This is a genomic window from Streptomyces sp. NPDC059906 (assembly GCF_042730645.1).
GTDB lineage: Bacteria > Actinomycetota > Actinomycetes > Streptomycetales > Streptomycetaceae > Streptomyces > Streptomyces rubrogriseus.
On record NZ_JBHWKU010000020.1, the window covers coordinates 18,830 to 36,587 of the forward strand.

The following is a 17,758-nucleotide window of genomic DNA, read 5'->3' on the forward strand; positions in this document are numbered from 1 at the left end:
ATGTCGATGCCGGACCAGGCGCGGCGCCCGGGAGCCTGACGGGAGAAACCCCCGCATGCTCGAACCGACCGAATCCACCGAGTCCTCGACCCCGACGGACTCCGAGTCGAACACCCCCAGCGACACCCTGCCGCCGCGCCGTCGGCGCAGGGCCGCTTCCCGCCCGGCGGGTCCGCCGTCCGGCGGTTCCGAGGCGCCGGCGGAGACCGTCGCGCCGGCCGGGCCGGCCCCCGCCGAGGTGGCCGAGGCTCCCGAGCCGGCGCCGGAGCCCGCGGCTCCCGCCCGGTCGCGGCGCCGTGCCGTACGTCGTGCCTCCGCGCCCGCCGGGGCGCCCGAGGCCGCGGAGGCGGCCGAGACCGTCGTGTCCGCGGCCCCCGCCGCCGAGACGCCGGTGCCGGCCGAGGAGACCACGGAGCCCGTCGCGGCCACCGAGAGTGCCGCGCCCAAGGGGCGTACCCGCCGTCGTGCCACGCGCAGTGTGACCTCGGCCGCCGAGCCGACGGCTGCCGGGCAGCCCGTCAGCGAGCCTGCGGCCGCCGTGGCCCCGGAGCCCGTCGAGGCCGAGACGGAGGAAGCCGAGACGGAGGAAGCGGGGACCGAGGCCGAGGCGGAGAGCGCCGCGCCCAAGGGCCGCACCCGCCGTCGTGCCACGCGCCGCGTGTCCGCCCCGGCCGAAGCGGGCGAGTCCGAGGCCGCCGCGGCCCCCGAGCCCGCCAAGCCCGCCGCGGCCCCCGAGCCCGCGAAGGCCGCGGAGAGCGCCGCGCCCGCCAAGGCCGCCGAGTCCGGTGAGGACGCCGCGCCGCGTCGTGCGCGCCGCCGGTCCACCCGCAAGGCCGCCACCGGTTTCGCCGCCCCGGCGCAGACCGCCGCCGCGGCGTCCGACGAGGGGGAGGCGCCCAAGCGCCCGTCGCGTCCCGCGGTCGCCGTGTTCCAGGCGCCCGTGTTCGCCGAGCCGCAGTTCCAGACGCCCGAGCGGGCCGCGGCCGAGGCCGCCGCCGAGGCGGCCGGTGCCGAGACGGCGAAGCCGGCCGAGGAGAGCGTGGAGGCCGCTCCGGAGGAGCAGTCCGCCGCCTCCCGCCGCCGTCGCAAGCGCCGGGGTGCCGCCGCCGAGGAGGCCGCCGAGGAGCGGGCCGCGTCCGCCGTCACCGAGGACGAGCCCGCGGCCCGGGCCCAGGCTCAGAGCCCCGCCGAGACCGAGACCGAGGCCGGGTCCGAGGCCGACGCCGACGAGTCGGGCGACGAGCACGACGACGCCGACGGCTACGAGGAGTCCGGTTCGCGCCGCCGTCGTCGCCGGGGCGGCCGTCGCCGTCGCCGGGGCGACTCCGCCGACGGCGACCTGAGCGACGGCGAGGGCGAGCACACCGCCGCCGACCGAGCCGATCAGGTTGGATCGGACACCGCCGAGCAGGCGGACGAGGACGCCGAGGAGAGCGAGGAGGCCGCCGGCGAGAGCGGCGGTTCCAGCAGCAGCCGGCGCCGTCGTCGCCGTCGCCGCCGGGCCGGGGACGGCTCGGGCGAGGCCGACTCCGCCACCGACGACCCCGAGCGCACCGTGGTCAAGGTGCGCGAGCCGCGGCCGGCGCGGGAGAAGAGCGAGCCGTCCGACGAGGTGCAGTCCATCAAGGGCTCGACCCGTCTGGAGGCCAAGAAGCAGCGCCGCCGCGAGGGCCGCGAGCAGGGCCGCCGGCGCGTGCCGATCATCACCGAGGCCGAGTTCCTGGCCCGCCGCGAGGCCGTCGAGCGCGTCATGGTCGTCCGCCAGCACGGCGAGCGCACCCAGATCGGCGTCCTGGAGGACGGGGTGCTCGTCGAGCACTACGTCAACAAGGAGCAGGCCACCTCGTACGTCGGCAACGTCTACCTCGGCAAGGTGCAGAACGTGCTGCCGTCGATGGAGGCCGCCTTCATCGACATCGGCAAGGGCCGCAACGCAGTCCTGTACGCCGGTGAGGTCAACTTCGAGGCGCTGGGCATGGCGAACGGCCCGCGCCGCATCGAGTCCGCGCTCAAGTCCGGCCAGCCGGTCCTGGTGCAGGTCACCAAGGACCCGATCGGTCACAAGGGCGCCCGCCTGACCAGCCAGGTCTCGCTGCCCGGCCGCTACCTGGTCTACGTGCCCGAGGGCTCGATGACCGGTATCAGCCGCAAGCTGCCCGACACCGAGCGGTCCCGGCTGAAGTCGATCCTGAAGAAGATCGTCCCGGAGGACGCGGGCGTCATCGTGCGCACCGCCGCCGAGGGCGCCAGCGAGGACGAGCTGCGCCGCGACGTCGAGCGGCTCCAGGCGCAGTGGGAGGACATCCAGAAGAAGGCGAAGAGCGGCGGCAGCTCGAACGCGCCCTCGCTGCTCTACGGCGAGCCGGACATGACCGTCCGGGTCGTGCGCGACATCTTCAACGAGGACTTCTCCAAGGTCGTCGTCAGCGGCGACGACGCCTGGCAGACCATCCACGGCTACGTGTCCCACGTGGCGCCGGACCTCGCCGAGCGGCTGTCCAAGTGGACCAGCGAGGTCGACGTCTTCGCCACGTACCGGATCGACGAGCAGCTGGCCAAGGCGCTGGACCGCAAGGTCTGGCTGCCCAGCGGCGGTTCGCTGGTGATCGACCGGACCGAGGCGATGGTCGTCGTCGACGTCAACACCGGCAAGTTCACCGGTCAGGGCGGCAACCTCGAGGAGACGGTCACCAGGAACAACCTGGAGGCGGCCGAGGAGATCGTGCGCCAGCTCAGGCTGCGCGACCTCGGCGGCATCATCGTCATCGACTTCATCGACATGGTGCTCGAGTCCAACCGGGACCTGGTGCTGCGGCGCCTGCTGGAGTGCCTGGGCCGGGACCGGACCAAGCACCAGGTCGCCGAGGTGACCTCGCTGGGTCTGGTCCAGATGACCCGCAAGCGGGTCGGCCAGGGCCTGCTGGAGTCCTTCTCGGAGACCTGCGTGCACTGCAACGGCCGCGGTGTCATCGTCCACCTCGACCAGCCGTCGTCGGCCGGCGGCGGTGGCGGGGGCAAGCGCCGCAAGCGGGCGCGGGCCGGTGCCGAGCAGCCGCACGAGCACGACCACGAGACGGTCGCCGGGGTCGAGACCGGCCCGACGCCCGAGCAGGAGGCGGACGCCGAGTCCGAGGCGGAGGTCGCCGCGGAGGTGGCCGAGCCGGTCGCCCTCCCGGCGCCCGACTTCAGCGCGGACGAGGAGCTGTACAGCAGCGCCGCCGAGGCCGAGGCCGCCGCCACGCGCGGTCGCGGCCGGCGTCGCGCGAGCCGTCGGGCGTCCGCTCCGGCGGGTGCGCCCAAGGCCGCGAAGGGCGAGGCGACGAAGAGCGAGGCGACGAAGAGCGACGCCGCGAAGGCCGAGGTCGCGCCCGCCGAGGCACCCACCGCGCAGGACGTCACGGTGAAGGAGGAGGTCGAGCGTCCCGTGCGGCGCGAGCCCGCCGCCGAGGTGCTGGCCGAGCCCGCAGCCGTCGAGGACGCGTTCTCCGGCGCCCCGGCGCCCGGGTCGGAGGAGGCCGCGCCCAAGGGCCGTACCCGCCGCCGGGCCACCCGGAAGGTGTCCGCGCCGGCCGGTTCGCCCGAGGGCGCCGAGGCCGCCGTGCTGACGGTCCCGGAGACCACCACCACGGTGTCCGAGCAGTCCGCGCCGGAGCCCGAGCAGGCACCGGAGGCGGTCCCGGCCGCCGCCGAGCCGGCCGAGAGCGCCGCCCCGGCCCGTCCGCGGCGCCGGGCGGTGCGCAAGCCCACCACGTCCACCGAGGAGGCGGCCGTCACGGTCGTCCCGTCGGCCGCGACGGAGGAGGAGGCACCGCAGGCCGAGGCCGAGGAGGCCGCCCCGGCCAAGAAGGCGGCGGCCCGCAAGACGGCCAAGAAGGCGACGGCGAAGAAGGCCGCCACCAAGAAGACCGCGGCCAAGAAGACGACGACCGCGAAGAAGGCCACCGCCAAGAAGGCGGCCAAGACGACGACCGCCAAGAAGGCCACGGCCAAGAAGACGGCGTCGAAGAAGACCGCGGCGGCCGCCCAGCAGGCACCGTCGTCGGTCACGGCCGCCACCGACGAGGGCTGATCCGGCACCTGTCGCACAGCATGTGGCCCCGTCCGCCCGGATTCCGTGCGAACGGGGCCACACGTTTCCCCGGCCCCCGTCGGGCGCATCATCAGTGACAGCCGGGTCGGCCCCGGCGCGGAGAGGAGACCACGTGCCGGTACTGACGAGGCTCATCCCCTCGCCGCTCGTCGTGGACGTCCGGCCGGGCGCCCTGGACGACCTGGCGAGCGTTCTGGCGGACCAGCGGATCTCGCAGTCCGGGAAGCTGGCCGTGGCGATCTCCGACGGCTCGGGGGCGCGGCTGCGCCGGCGGCTGGAGCCGTCGCTGCCCGGCGCCGACTGGTTCGAGGTCGGCGGCGGCACGATCGACGACGCGGTGCGGCTGGCCGACGGCATGAAGTCGGGGCGCTACGACGCGGTCGTCGGTCTCGGCGGCGGCAAGGTCATCGACTGCGCCAAGTTCGCCGCGGCCCGCGTGGGCCTGCCCATGGTCGCCGTGGCCACCAACCTGTCCCACGACGGCATCTGCTCGCCGGTCTCCATCCTCGACAACGACGCGGGCCGCGGTTCCTACGGCGTGCCCACGCCCATCGCGCTCGTCGTCGACCTCGCGGTGATCCGCGAGGCACCGATCCGGTTCGTGCGCTCCGGGATCGGCGACGCCGTCTCCAACGTCTCCGCGGTCGCCGACTGGGAACTGGCCCACCGGGTGAACGGCGAGAAGGTCGACGGCCTCGCCGCCGCCCTCGCCCGGCAGGCCGGCGAGGCCGTGCTGCGCCACCCCGGCGGCTGCGGCGACGACGGGTTCCTGACCGTGCTGACCGAGGGCCTGGTGCTGTCCGGCATCGCCATGACCATCGCCGGGCACACCCGTCCCTCGTCCGGCGCCTGCCACGAGATCAGCCACGCCCTCGACCTGCTGTACCCCCGGCGCGCGGCCAGCCACGGCGAGCAGGTGGGCATCGGCGCGGCCTTCGCGACGTACCTGCGCGGCGACCGGGAGGGCTCCCTGCTGATGGCGGACACGCTGCGCCGGCACGGGCTGCCGGTGGTGGCCCGGGAGATCGGGTTCGGCGACGAGGAGTTCGTGCGGGCCGTGGAGTTCGCGCCGCAGACCCGGCCCGGCCGGTACACGATCCTGGAGCACCTCGACCTGACGCCCGCGCGGGCGGCGGAGGCGTACGCCGAGTACGTCGCGGCCGTCTCCGGTTGACGCCGAGGGCCCGGTTTGACCCCTGTCGTGCGGCCCCGTAATCTTGACCGTCGGCGTGTCGACTGACGCGTCACATCCCCGTAAACCTCTTTCCTTCCGGGTGCGGGCCCTCGTGGCCCCGGCCGGGAGAGGCTGTCCGTGTGTCACCGGGTGGCTGGACTGCGGGGGTGCCGTTCCGAGCGAGAGAGTGAGATCCGCGTGTACGCCATCGTGCGCAGCGGTGGTCGCCAGCACAAGGTTGCTGTCGGCGACATCGTTGAGGTTGACAAGATTTCCACCGGCAAGGTCGGCGACACGGTCGAGCTCTCGACCCTGCTCGTCGTCGACGGCGACGCTGTGACCAGCGACCCGTGGGTGCTGGCCGGCATCAAGGTCCAGGCCGAGATCGTGGACCACCACAAGGGCCAGAAGATCGACATTCTGCGCTACAAGAACAAGACCGGCTACCGCCGTCGTCAGGGCCACCGCCAGCAGTACACGGCGATCAAGGTCACTGAGATCCCCGCGGCTGCGAAGTAAGGGACTGAGGAGACATGGCACACAAGAAGGGCGCATCGTCCACCCGGAACGGTCGCGACTCGAATGCCCAGCGGCTCGGCGTGAAGCGCTTCGGCGGTCAGGCCGTCAACGCGGGTGAGATCCTGGTCCGCCAGCGTGGCACCCACTTCCACCCGGGCGCCGGCGTCGGCCGCGGTGGCGACGACACGCTGTTCGCGCTGCAGGCCGGTGCGGTGCAGTTCGGCACCCACCGCGGCCGCAAGGTCGTGAACATCGTCCCGGTCGCCTGACCGGACACTTTCGCGAGGCGGGCCTCACTTCCCCGAGGGGAAGCGGGTCCGCCTTTCGCGTGTTACCCAAGAGACATCCCCGCAGTAGGCAGTAACTGGAGGCACATCCCATGACCACCTTCGTGGACCGCGTCGAACTGCACGTCGCCGCGGGTAACGGAGGCCACGGCTGTGCCTCCGTCCACCGTGAGAAGTTCAAGCCGCTCGGCGGCCCGGACGGCGGCAACGGCGGCCGGGGCGGCGACGTGATCCTCACCGTGGACCAGTCGGTGACCACGCTCCTCGACTACCACCACTCCCCGCACCGCAAGGCCACGGGCGGCAAGCCCGGCGAGGGCGGCAACCGCTCCGGCAAGGACGGCCAGGACCTGGTCCTGCCCGTGCCCGACGGCACCGTGGTCCTCGACGGCGCGGGCAACGTGCTCGCCGACCTGGTCGGCCACGGCACCTCCTACGTCGCCGCGCAGGGCGGCCGGGGCGGCCTCGGCAACGCGGCGCTGGCCTCGGCGCGGCGCAAGGCGCCCGGTTTCGCGCTGCTCGGTGAGCCCGGCGACCTCCAGGACGTCCAGCTGGAGCTGAAGACCGTCGCCGACGTGGCGCTGGTCGGCTACCCGAGCGCCGGCAAGTCCTCGCTGATCTCCGTGCTGAGCGCGGCCAAGCCGAAGATCGCCGACTACCCCTTCACGACGCTCGTCCCCAACCTGGGCGTGGTGACGGCGGGCGAGACCGTGTACACCGTCGCCGACGTCCCCGGTCTCATCCCCGGTGCCAGCCAGGGCAAGGGCCTGGGCCTGGAGTTCCTGCGGCACGTGGAGCGGTGCAGCGTGCTGGTGCACGTCCTGGACACGGCGACGCTGGAGTCCGAGCGCGACCCGCTCTCCGACCTGGACGTCATCGAGGCGGAGCTGAGCGAGTACGGCGGCCTGGACAACCGGCCGCGGATCGTCGTCCTCAACAAGATCGACGTGCCCGACGGCAAGGACCTCGCCGAGATGGTCCGGCCGGACCTTCAGGCGCGCGGCTACCGGGTCTTCGAGGTGTCGGCCGTGGCCCACATGGGTCTCCGGGAGCTGTCCTTCGCGCTCGCCGAGCTGGTCGCCGCGGCGCGGGCGGCCCGGCCGAAGGAGGAGGCCACGCGGATCGTCATCCGGCCCAAGGCCGTGGACGATGCGGGCTTCACCGTCACCCGCGAGGAGGACGGCCTGTTCCGGGTGCGCGGCGAGAAGCCCGAACGCTGGGTGCGCCAGACCGACTTCAACAACGACGAGGCCGTCGGCTACCTCTCCGACCGGCTCAACCGCCTCGGTGTCGAGGACAAGCTGATGAAGGCGGGCGCCCGCAACGGCGACGGCGTCGCCATCGGCCCCGAGGACAACGCGGTCGTCTTCGACTGGGAGCCCTCGGTCACGGCGGGCGCCGAGATGCTCGGCCGCCGCGGCGAGGACCACCGCTTCGAGGCACCCCGCCCGGCCGCCCAGCGCCGCCGCGACCGGGACGCCGAACGGGACGAGGCCCAGCAGGAGTTCGACGGCTTCGAGCCGTTCTAGACGGCTTCGGGCAGGCGACCGGGCTGAGTGCCGGGCGCCTGCCCCCTTCGCGGCAGCGGGCGTCAGACCTCCTGCGCCTGCTCCAGCATCAGGTCCACGACGCGTGCCGCGGCCCTGCCGTCGTCGAGCTCGCAGAACAGCTCCTGGAAGCGCCGGTAGCGGTCCGCGTACTGGGCCGACACCTTGTCCAGGTCGCCCAGCGCGCTCACCAGCTCTTCCGAGGTGCGGATCAGCGGACCCGGCGCGTCGTTCTCGAAGTCGAAGTAGAAGCCCCGCAGCTTGTCCCGGTAGTGCTCCAGGTCGTACGTGAAGAACAGCATGGGCCGCTTCAGGTGCGCGTAGTCGAACATCACCGAGGAGTAGTCCGTCACCAGCACGTCGGCGGCGAGATACAGATCCGCGATGTCCGGGTACTCCGAGACGTCGTGCACGAAGCCGTTGCCCGCGCCGGGAATGCTGTCCACGACGTTGGAGTGCCGGCGGATCAGCAGCACGTGGTCGTCACCCAGCCGCGCGCGGGCGTCCTCGACGTCGATGCGCAGGTCGAACTTGAACTGCCCCCGCCGGTGCGAGAGGTCGTCCCGCCAGGTCGGCGCGTAGAGGATCACCCGCTTGTCGGAGGGCACGCCGAGCCGCTCCTTGATCTCCCGGGCACGCTCGGCGAGGTCCGGCGCGTAGAGGTAGTCGTTGCGCGGGTACCCGGTCTCGATGATCTTTCCGTCGAAGCCCATGGCGCGCTTGAGGATCGGCGTGCTGAAGCGGTTGGAGGAGACCAGCATCGTCCAGTTGCGGGCCTCCTGGATCAGCCGCTCGTGGTACTGGGGGTCGAACTTCGGCGCCTCGATGTCCAGGCCGATCTTCTTCAGCATGGTGCCGTGCCACGTCTGCACGATCACCTGCCCCGGACGGCGCTCCATCCAGTGCGGCAGGTGCGCGTTGGTGACGATGTAGCGGCAGCGGGCCAGCGCCTCGTACCACTCGGTGCTCCAGAAACGCACCTTGCGCGCGGTGTCGGGCAGGTCCACCTGACCGTCCCGGACCAGCCACAGGTACTCCAGGTCGGCCCCCCGGCGCAGCAGCTCCTCGTGCATCGCGCGCGGCGAGTCCGAGTACTGCTTGCCGTTGTAGCTGATGAACAGCACCGCGTCCCGCAGCGGCTGGGTCCGCCCCGCTTCGTACACGTCCTTGCGCAGCCGCTCCTGACGGTAGGCACCGCGCTCCAGGACGGACAGGTCGGACGGGCAGTGCAGCTGCGGGAAGTTGTACCAACGGGACTCGAACTCGTACTCCCGGTCCTTCGCGGCGCCGAGCACCGGGAAGCCGTCCACGGCGAGCCGGTCGACGAGGAACGGGATGTCGTGGTCGTCGGGGGTGCGCAGGAAGAAGTTCCAGCGCCCGCTCTTGAGCGGCAGCGTTCCGTCGGGACCGGACATGGACGCCGGGGTGAACTCGGCGCCGAACGAACCGTCCGGTGAGGTCCGCAGGGCCACGGTCTTCTCGTCGAACCGGTCCCGGGCCTTCACGACGAAGTCCGCCCCGTCGATGTCGGCGGCACTCACGCCCTCGACGACATAGCGGTCCCCGGTCCAGCGCACCGACGTGATCTTCGCCTGGAGGGGGCGGCCGGAGAACTTCAGGTAGCCGTTGTGTCCCGAGACCAGGGCTATCTCGTTGCGGTCGGCGTTCTCCGCGAGGGACGCCGGCAGCCGCATCTCCCCGTCCGCGAGCCCCTCACGGACCACGGTCGAGAAACGGCGCTCGCCCCCGTCGGCGGCCACCGCCACCAGTTGGGTGCTCCAGTTGCGCCGGGAGGCCGCCGCGGGGTCGGCACCGCCGGCGGCGTTCTCCTCCTTCACTACGTCCTGGTGCTCCGGCAGCAGGGCGACGTCCCGCATCGGCACCCGCACCGTGAACGGGGTGTGCGCGCCGTCGGCCGCGCTCAGCGTGACCGGGTAGTGCAGCCGCTCGCCGCTCTTCTTGTTGGTGACGCGCAGCGAGACACTCTCTCCCGCGTCCAGCGGCACGCGGATCTCGCCGTCGATCTCGATGTCCGCGCCGACCGCCCGGTGGCCCGTGATCAGCGCGCGTACCCGCTCGACGGTCAGCCGCAGCGCTCCGTTGACCGGCGTCGGCAGCAGCCGGAAGTCGTCGTCCAGCCACTGGTAGGGCGGGTGGTTGGCCCACGTCGGGCCCTTCACCTGGACCGCGCGCTTGCGCAGGAGTCCGGCGGTGGCGATGCCGATGCCGACCCGCCAGGTGCCCTCCTCCCAGTGGGAGCCCCTGCGGAGCTTGCGGGGGTCGAGGTCCGTCTCCCAGCCCGACCAGTCGTAGTTGGTGTGCTTGCGGCCGGACAGCGACGTGGCCTCCGGGACGTAAGTGTTGCGCAGCGGCAGAATCGTGGCCCTGCGGGAGCCGTCCTTCTTCAACACGAGGACCTTGGCCGCGCTGCGCCGGTTGGCCTGGTCGATCTGGTCGATCCACGCGTGTCCGGCCAACCGCAGCCGTCCGTCCTCCCAGCGGATGTCCTGGAGGGGGGCGTGGAGCTTGAGGTCGGGATCGATACGGCGCGCCTTCTTCGGCAGGCGGGTGGCGGCCGTTCCCAGACCGGGGTAGTCGACGTACTTGCGGTGGAAGCCGGTGATCTTCACGGCGTCACCGCGCCGTTCCGCCCGGAGCAGGTCCACGAGCTCGTCCAGCGCGTGTCTGCGGACGAGCAGCCACTTGACGCGGGCGGTCGCCGGGAGCTCCATGACCACGCGCGGGTCGACCTGGTCCAGGTAGTTGTTGATCACGCGCAGGAACTCGGCGCGGAACTCCGCGTCACCGTCCGGCAGGACGTTCAGGAAGATCCGGAGGTCACCGGTGAGGGCGGTGGTGTCGTACGCGTTCTTCAGCTCGGCGCTCGTCTCGCCGGGCTGGGAGGCGAAGAACCGGCTGACGGACTCCACCGCCGCCGCACGGTCCCGCACGGCCTTCGGCTCGGTCCGGCGCTGGGTGATGGAGGGGGCGGCCTCGCCCTCGCGCAGTCGCCAGTAGTACGTGGGCTCGCTGATGATGTCCACGGCTTCGGCGAGGAATTGCGCCGGAAGGATCACCGGGACGTCCTCGTACAGTACGCCTTCCGGGAAGGAGAGGTCGTGCTTCTCCCAGAACGAGCGGCGGAACACCTTGTTGCAGGCTATTCGGTCGGTCAGCAGCTTCTTGTTCCGCGATATGTGCGTCCGCCTGACCGCACCGCCGGCGAGGATGCGGTGCATGGGGGACTGCCAGATCTTGGTGCTGTTGATGTGCTGGACGTTGCCCGTGACGAATTCCGAGCCGCTCTCGTCGAGACTGTCCACCATGAGCCGGTAGGCGTTCGGCGGGATCATGTCGTCGCTGTCCACGAAGGCGACGTACTCCGACTCGGGCGCCAGCCGCGTCATTCCCGTGTTGCGCGCCGCGCCGAGGCCGGCGTTCTCCTTGCGGATCAGTTTGAAACGGGGGTCGCGGGTCTCGTATGCGGCGGCGATCGAGGCCGAATCGTCCGGTGAACCGTCGTCCACCATCAGTACCTCGATGTCGCGGAAGGTCTGCGCGGCCAAGGAGTCCAGGCAGGCGGGGAGATACCGCTCCACGTTGTAGATCGGGACGATGACACTGAGCCGAGGGGCCATACTGGGTGCGGTTCCTTCCGTGGTCAGGCCCGCTCGACAGGTTCGAGCGCCTGGATGGGTGTCGGGGCGTGGGAACGGTCGTCGAACGGGACGACGGGCAGCAGGCTCTCCTCGCCCAGGAAGACTCGTCGTACGACCCGCTCGGCCGCGTGGCCGTCGTCGAATTCGCAGAAGCGCCTGCGGAAGCCGTCCCGGCGCTTGGTCGCCTCCGGGTTGTCGTACGTCCCGGAGGCGAGCAGCGCCAGCAGCTCCGCCTGCGTGGTGGCCACTTCGCCGGGCGGTTCCTGGAGCAGGTCGAAGTAGGTGCCGCGTACCGCGGAGTAGACGTCCCAGTCGGGGGCGTAGCTGATGATCGGGCGGTCCAGCACCGCGTAGTCGAACATCGCCGAGGAGTAGTCCGTGATCAGGGCGTCGGCCGCGAGGTACAGGTCTTCCACCCGGGCGTAGCCGGAGACGTCCACGATGCGGCCGGTGCGGCGCAGCTCGGCGATGTGCGGGGAGTCGCCGTAGAAGTAGTGGCCGCGCACCAGCAGCGTCACGTCCGGACCGAGTTCGCGGGCGAACCGGGCCAGGTGCACCGGCGGGACGAAACCCGGTTGGTGCTCACGGTGCGTAGGCATGTACAGGAACGCCTTGACACCGTCGGCCAGCCCCAGCTCGGCGCGGGCCGCGCGCACGTCCTCGGCCGTGGCGTTGACGAGGATGTCGTTGCGCGGGTAGCCGGTCTCCAGGGTGGTGTAGGAGCAGGGGTAGACCCGCTCCCAGATCACGGTCGAGAACTGGTTGGAGCTGAGGCTGTAGTCCCAGCGGTCGCACCGCTCCAGGAGCTTCTCGAAGTCCATGTCCGTGGAGGCCGGGTACTTCTGCTGGTCCAGGCCCATGGTCTTCAGCGGGGTGCCGTGGTGGGTCTGGACGTGGATCTGACCCTCGCGCTTGTCCACGGAGTCCGCGAAGTTCACGTTGTTCACGAGGTACTTGGCGCGGGCCACCGCCGACCAGTACTCGCGCGAGCCCACGCGCACCACCGGTACGCCCTCGGGCACCTGGTCCGCGTGCTCGGCGCGGACCGCCCAGACACGGCGCAGATGCGGGGCCCGCCGGGCCAGTTCGGCGTCGATGGCGGCCGGGTTGCACGAGACGCCGCGGCTCCAGTAGGCGGAGAACAGCACCAGGTTGTCGTCGAGCGGAAGTGCGCGCTGCGACTGGTAGAGGGCGCGCATCGCGCCGCGCTTGGACCGGTTGACCGCGGTGCGGACGCTCTTCTTGACCCGCCGGCGCACCTTCACCGCGGCGAGGGCGCTCACCAGGGTGGCGTATGCGTCGCGCTCCAGCATCGCGTACTTGTAACCGCGGCCGCCGCCCGGCCGGGTGAAGCCCTTCGGCACGCGGGCGCGGTAGTCGGCCGCGGCGCGGTGGAAGAACTCCGCCCGCGCCTCCCGCGGCAGCCGGCCCGGACGCTCCAGGACGGTCAGGTAGTGGTCGGCCATCTTGCGGAACAACGGGCCGCGCCACTCGGTGAGTTCCTCGTGCGCGTCGACGTATTCGAAGACCCGCCGGTACTGGTCGAAGACGTCGAAGTGCTTGCGGCTGACCGTCTTGAGGATGTTGCCGCCCTCACGCCGCTGCCGGTAGTAGACGCAGACCCGGTCCAGCACGGCGATCCGCTCGGCGCTGATCAGGGAACCGAACGTCCAGGGCGCGTCCTCGTAGTAGCCGGGCGGGAAGGTGAGCCCGGTGCGGGCGATGAAGTCCCGCCGGTACGCCTTGTTCCAGACGATCTGGAGCAGGTCCAGCAGTTGCGGACGGTCGGCGAGGGAGAAGACGTCCGGGCCGGTGTGTGCGAGCAGGTCCGCCAACTGATTGCGGTTGACCTTGCCGTTCCAGTAGGTGCGGGCGTAGTCGTAGACGAGCACCTCGGGGTCGTCCGTCGCGTCGAGACGGTCCGCTATCGCCGTGAGCGCACCCTCGGACAGGGTGTCGTCGCTGTCCAGGAACAGAACGTAGTCGCCCTGGGCCTTTTCCAACCCGACGTTCCGGGCACGGCCCAGCCCCACATTCTCCGTGAGATGTGTCACCTGGATACGCGCGTCGTGTTGCGCGTATTCATCGAGAATGGCCCCCGAACCGTCCGGTGAGAAGTCGTCGACCGCGATGATCTCGAAATCCACGTAGTCCTGTCCGAGCACCGAATCGAGGCATTCGGGCAGATAGCCCTGCACCTTGTGCACCGGGACGATGAGGGAGAACCTGGGCATTCCTGCAACCTGTTCGAAGGGGAAGCTGTCCGTGTGTTGCCGCGTACCGTAGCGGGAGAGTCTGTGATTTGCGGCCAAGCGTAACGGTCCTGTTGGAGGGGTATGCCCGATCTTGCCCCAACAGCTCTTATGAGTATCCACACATGTGCCCAGAACGCCCACAGGGTGGTTTCAAGTTCTTCTCATGTTCCCTGGATCCGCCGGTCTACTCCTGACCGTCCGTCCGGGCCCGTCCGCCCGGACGACCGGCCTGCCCTCAACGCCGCTCGCGCAGCGCGCTCGTGTCGGTTCCCAGTCGGGGACCAGGGACGGAGACGTCCGCGGCGAGGCGCTCGGCCCTGCGGATACGGTGTTCGCCGGCCGCCGCGCACAGGGCCCGCACCGCACCGGCGAAGCGCTCCCGGGACGGCGGCTCGGCCGGGCCCAGCAGACGCAGGGCCAACGCGGCACGCTCCTGGGCGAGTTCGTCCCGCTCCGGACGGCGCACCGCCGCCAGCAGAGCCGGTACCCCGGACGCGTCCGGCTCCAGCACGGTCGCCGCCGCCACCGTGGGGAACGACTTGCGGAACACGTCCTCGGCCAGCGCGCTGGTGTTGGCCACCGCGTACGGCTTGCCGCTCGCCAGGAAGTCGCTGATCACGCTCGACACGTCGCTGATCAGCAGGTCGGCCCGGTTGAAGCAGGCGTACAGCGGCGGCCGGGCGTCCGTGACGACCTGGTGCTCCCACACCGGCAGCGACGCCCAGTACGCCTCCTCCCACGCGGCCTCGGCCCGCCGTACGGCCGCCGCCCGCCCGGCCTCCGGCGCCGGCTGCCGCAGCATCCGCTCCGCCTGGTCCGCCGCCGGCCGGAAGCCGGCCGCGGTGAGCCGGTCCAGCTCCGCCGCACGCCGGGCCAGGGCGGTGGCCGCCGACGCGTCGGGACGCGGACCGCCCCGCTCCCGGTTCGCCGCCCGCACCAGCTCCCGGATGCGCAGATCGGCGGCCCGGGCCCGCGGGTCCACCGACCCCGTCAGCGGATGCGGCTTGTACAGCAGCCGTACGCCCGGGTCGGCGAGCAGCGCCCGCACCAGGTTCTCCCCGGCCTCGACCACCGAGGTGTTGCCGGGATTGCCGTCCCAGCCCTCCCAGGTCGGCGCGTACAGGACGGTCGTGAACGCCCCCGGCGCGGGCGGCCCCGCGTACGGCCGTACGGCGTCCAGCTGCGGGCGGCCGATCTCCACCACGTCCTTGTCCTCGACGCCCACCTCCGCCAGCGCGTACCGCTCGCGTGCCGCGGGGCCCGCCACCCACACCTCGTCGTACGCCTTCGCGTACGGGTTGCACGAGGACAGCTTGTCGCTCTCCCCGTGGTTGACGAAGGCGTGCTTGATCGTCGGGATGCGCAGGACCTGCGAGGTCTTGCCGGAGTTGGACGGGTGGAGGAGGACACGGAGCGTCGAGTGCTCCAGGCGCATCAGCGTGGACACCTTCGGCAGGCACACCACCGGGATGTCGGTCGCCGCGATCCGCTGCACCATGTGCCGCTCCCGCAGCACGATCACCGGCCGCCCCTCCAGCCCGGCCAGCGGCTCCAGCCACATGTTCGCCTGGTACGCCGAGGACGCCCCGCCCGAGAAGTACAGGCCGACCGTCGGCCGGTACCGGGCGAGCCAGGCGTCGAACCAGTCGAGCACCTCCTGCTCACCGGCGGGCCTGCGCCCCGGCAGCAGCCGCAGCAGCAGCGCGCCCAGGCCGGTCAGCGCCGCCCCCAGCGACAGCGCGAGCCCGGTTACCCCGTACACCGGCGCGTCGGTCGCCGCCGTCGCCAGCAGCCCGGCCGTCGCGGGCAGCCCGAAGACCGCCAGCCGGGGTCCCGGGCGGCGCAGCAGCGCCGGGGGCGCCGGGGTCAGCCGCAGCGCGGAGGCGTCGATGTTCCGCGTCACCACGGGCAGCGTCCGGGTGCGCCGGACCAGGACGGACACCGCCTGGATCGACCAGTGCAGGGCGTAGAGGACGAGCAGCCCGGCGACGAGCGGCGCGTAGACGCCCTCCCGGTGCTGTTCGCCCAGGCGCAGCAGACCCACCACGAGCAGCAGGTCGCGCAGCACGTGCCGGACCGTGACATCGGCGTGCGACTTGGCGAACAGCGACACCATGCCCCGCTGCCACCGGTACAGCACCCCCTCGGCGGCCAGTGAACCGGCGCTCGCCGCGAGCAGCAGCGGCAGGTGCGGCATCAGGGCGCCCACCGCCTGTGCGGCGAAGGCGGCCGCCAGCACGGCCAGGACCAGCAGCTTCACGGCGATCCGCCGCCCGGGCGGGCGGGGGAGACGGCGGCGGGGCAGGGATAGGGGCACTGCGGTAGCTCCAGGCTCGTCGCGCATCGGACAACCGGGTTAACGCGCGGTGACCGCCCGACGACACGCGCGTGTTGCGCCGACTCTCCGGCACGGCGGGGAAACGGACGGCACCGGGGGCCGGGACGCGGCACGGACCACGACGGGACGCGCGGCGCGGACCGGCCGGGGATGCGGTTGGGCCATGGCGGGAGCGCGGTGGCGTCACGTCTGCGGTACGGCGGGGACGTGGAGGGGCGTGGCGGTGGCGGGCGCGGCATGGGCGTAGGGGGCCGTGGCGGGAATGCGGCGGGCCGCGGCGAGGAGGCCCCAGGGCGGCGCGGAGGCGGGCCCGGGATGTGGCATGGACGTAGAGGGCCGTGCCAGGGGTGCGGCGGGGCGCGGCGAAGGTGCGGCGGGGATGCGGCGGGGCGCGGCGAAGATGCGGCGAGGGTGCGGGCGGGGATGCGGCGGGGTTGGGGGAGGGGCGTGGAGGGGTGCGGTGGGGATGCGGCAGGGGCGTCGAGGGGCGTGGCGAGGGGGTGGTGGAGAGGTGGCGGGACGAGGGCGGGGGCGTGGCTGTTGTCCGCAGCGTGAACTCCGGTGCGGTGGGCCTTTCCCTTCGCGTAGATTGCCTGGCGGGCGCAGGGATCGGCGCGTGTCGACGGGAGAGGCGGACGGGGCCGTGGCAGGGGCAAGGCAGGCCGTGGGCGAGGCCCGCAGGATCGTGGTCAAGGTCGGTTCCTCCTCGCTGACCACCGCCGCGGGCGGCCTGGACGCCGACCGGGTCGACGCGCTCGTCGACGTGCTCGCCAAGGTGCGCGGTGCCGACAAGGAGGTCGTCCTCGTCTCCTCCGGCGCCATCGCCGCCGGGCTCGCCCCCCTCGGCCTGCGCCGCCGCCCGACGGACCTGGCCCGCCAGCAGGCCGCCGCCAGCGTCGGCCAGGGCCTGCTGGTCGCCCGCTACACCGCCTCCTTCGCCCGCTACGGCGTCCGCGTCGGCCAGGTCCTGCTGACCAGTGACGACATGAGCCGCCGCGCCCACCACCGCAACGCCTCCCGCACCCTGGACAAGCTGCTGGCGATGGGCGCCTTCCCGATCGTCAACGAGAACGACACCGTCGCCACCGACGAGATCCGCTTCGGTGACAACGACCGCCTCGCCGCCCTCGTCGCCCACCTGGTCCGCGCCGACCTCCTGGTGCTGCTGTCCGACGTGGACGGCGTCTACGACGGCGACCCGAGCAGGCCCGGCACCTCCCGGCTGGCCGAGGTGCGGGACATGGCCGACCTCGCGGGCGTCGACATCGGCAGCGCGGGCAAGGCCGGAGTCGGCACCGGCGGCATGGTCACCAAGGTCGAGGCGGCCCGGATCGCCGCCGCCGCCGGCATCCCCGTGGTGCTGACCAGCGCCGTCCACGCGGCCGACGCCCTGGCCGGCGGCGACACCGGCACGTACTTCCACGCCACCGGCAGGCGCTCCGCCGACCGGCTGCTGTGGCTCCAGCACGCCTCCGCCCCACAGGGCGCGCTCGTCCTCGACGACGGGGCGGTGCGCGCGGTCGTCGAGGGCCGCAAGTCGCTGCTGCCGGCCGGGATCGCGGGCGTCGAGGGCGACTTCGCCGCGGGCGACCCGGTGGAGCTGCGGGACGGCACGGGCCGGGCGGTGGCCCGCGGGCTGGTCAACTTCGACGCCAAGGAGATGCCCCGGCTGATCGGCCGCTCCACCCGGGAACTGGCGCGCGAACTCGGACCCGCGTACGAACGCGAGGTCGTACACAGGGACGATCTGGTGATCCTGCACCCGTAATAGGTCGAAACGTCCCCGAATCGGTGGTGGACGTTCCGCAAAACCGCCCCGCGATCTCGTGCGGCCTGCTCAACTTTCCTCAGGGACAAGTCCGGCCGACCACCGGGCCGAGCCGTGTGCG

Annotated in this window: 10 protein-coding genes; 6 read left to right on the forward strand and 4 right to left on the reverse strand. The window is 72.3% G+C overall.

The genetic code is table 11. The features are described from left to right. Positions 1 to 55 precede the first annotated feature (55 nt). The 5 genes from ACFV9J_RS26860 to obgE all read left to right on the forward strand — a co-directional run bounded on the left by ACFV9J_RS26860 (position 56) and on the right by obgE (position 7,599). Positions 56 to 4,069 carry an Rne/Rng family ribonuclease gene (locus tag ACFV9J_RS26860; protein WP_385357984.1) on the forward strand — a complete coding sequence of 1,338 codons (4,014 nt, stop codon included), beginning with the start codon at positions 56 to 58 and terminating at the stop codon, positions 4,067 to 4,069. A gap of 133 nt (positions 4,070 to 4,202) precedes the next feature. After that, complete coding sequence (locus tag ACFV9J_RS26865; RefSeq protein WP_385357986.1) at positions 4,203 to 5,264, forward strand: iron-containing alcohol dehydrogenase family protein; 1,062 nt, start codon at positions 4,203 to 4,205, stop codon at positions 5,262 to 5,264. Positions 5,265 to 5,462: 198 nt separating this feature from the next. Continuing rightward, entirely contained in the window at positions 5,463 to 5,783 is a 321-nt protein-coding gene (rplU, locus tag ACFV9J_RS26870; protein WP_003976204.1) for a 50S ribosomal protein L21, read from the forward strand. A gap of 14 nt (positions 5,784 to 5,797) precedes the next feature. Continuing rightward, positions 5,798 to 6,052, forward strand: coding sequence for a 50S ribosomal protein L27 (rpmA, locus tag ACFV9J_RS26875; protein WP_003976205.1), 255 nt, complete (start codon positions 5,798 to 5,800; stop codon positions 6,050 to 6,052). 110 nt (positions 6,053 to 6,162) lie between these two features. Then, entirely contained in the window at positions 6,163 to 7,599 is a 1,437-nt protein-coding gene (gene obgE, locus ACFV9J_RS26880; RefSeq protein ID WP_385357990.1) for a GTPase ObgE, read from the forward strand. Between the two features lie 62 nt (positions 7,600 to 7,661). Here obgE and ACFV9J_RS26885 read toward each other — a convergent pair whose 3' ends face one another. The 4 genes from ACFV9J_RS26885 to ACFV9J_RS26900 form a co-directional block, all read right to left on the reverse strand. Next, entirely contained in the window at positions 7,662 to 11,255 is a 3,594-nt protein-coding gene (locus ACFV9J_RS26885) for a CDP-glycerol glycerophosphotransferase family protein (protein ID WP_385357992.1), read from the reverse strand. Positions 11,256 to 11,278: 23 nt separating this feature from the next. After that, complete coding sequence (locus ACFV9J_RS26890) at positions 11,279 to 13,510, reverse strand: CDP-glycerol glycerophosphotransferase family protein (protein WP_385357994.1); 2,232 nt, start codon at positions 13,508 to 13,510, stop codon at positions 11,279 to 11,281. Positions 13,511 to 13,766: 256 nt separating this feature from the next. After that, on the reverse strand, positions 13,767 to 15,875 hold the full coding sequence (locus ACFV9J_RS26895) for a hypothetical protein (RefSeq protein ID WP_385357996.1): 2,109 nt from the start codon (positions 15,873 to 15,875) through the stop codon (positions 13,767 to 13,769). Positions 15,876 to 16,052: 177 nt separating this feature from the next. Then, the gene (locus tag ACFV9J_RS26900) at positions 16,053 to 16,193 is read right to left on the reverse strand and encodes a hypothetical protein (protein WP_385357998.1); all 141 of its coding nucleotides are present in this window, start codon (positions 16,191 to 16,193) and stop codon (positions 16,053 to 16,055) included. 340 nt (positions 16,194 to 16,533) lie between these two features. Between ACFV9J_RS26900 and proB the strand changes: the two genes are divergently transcribed. Further along, complete coding sequence (gene proB / locus ACFV9J_RS26905; protein ID WP_385358179.1) at positions 16,534 to 17,637, forward strand: glutamate 5-kinase; 1,104 nt, start codon at positions 16,534 to 16,536, stop codon at positions 17,635 to 17,637. Positions 17,638 to 17,758 lie beyond the last annotated feature (121 nt).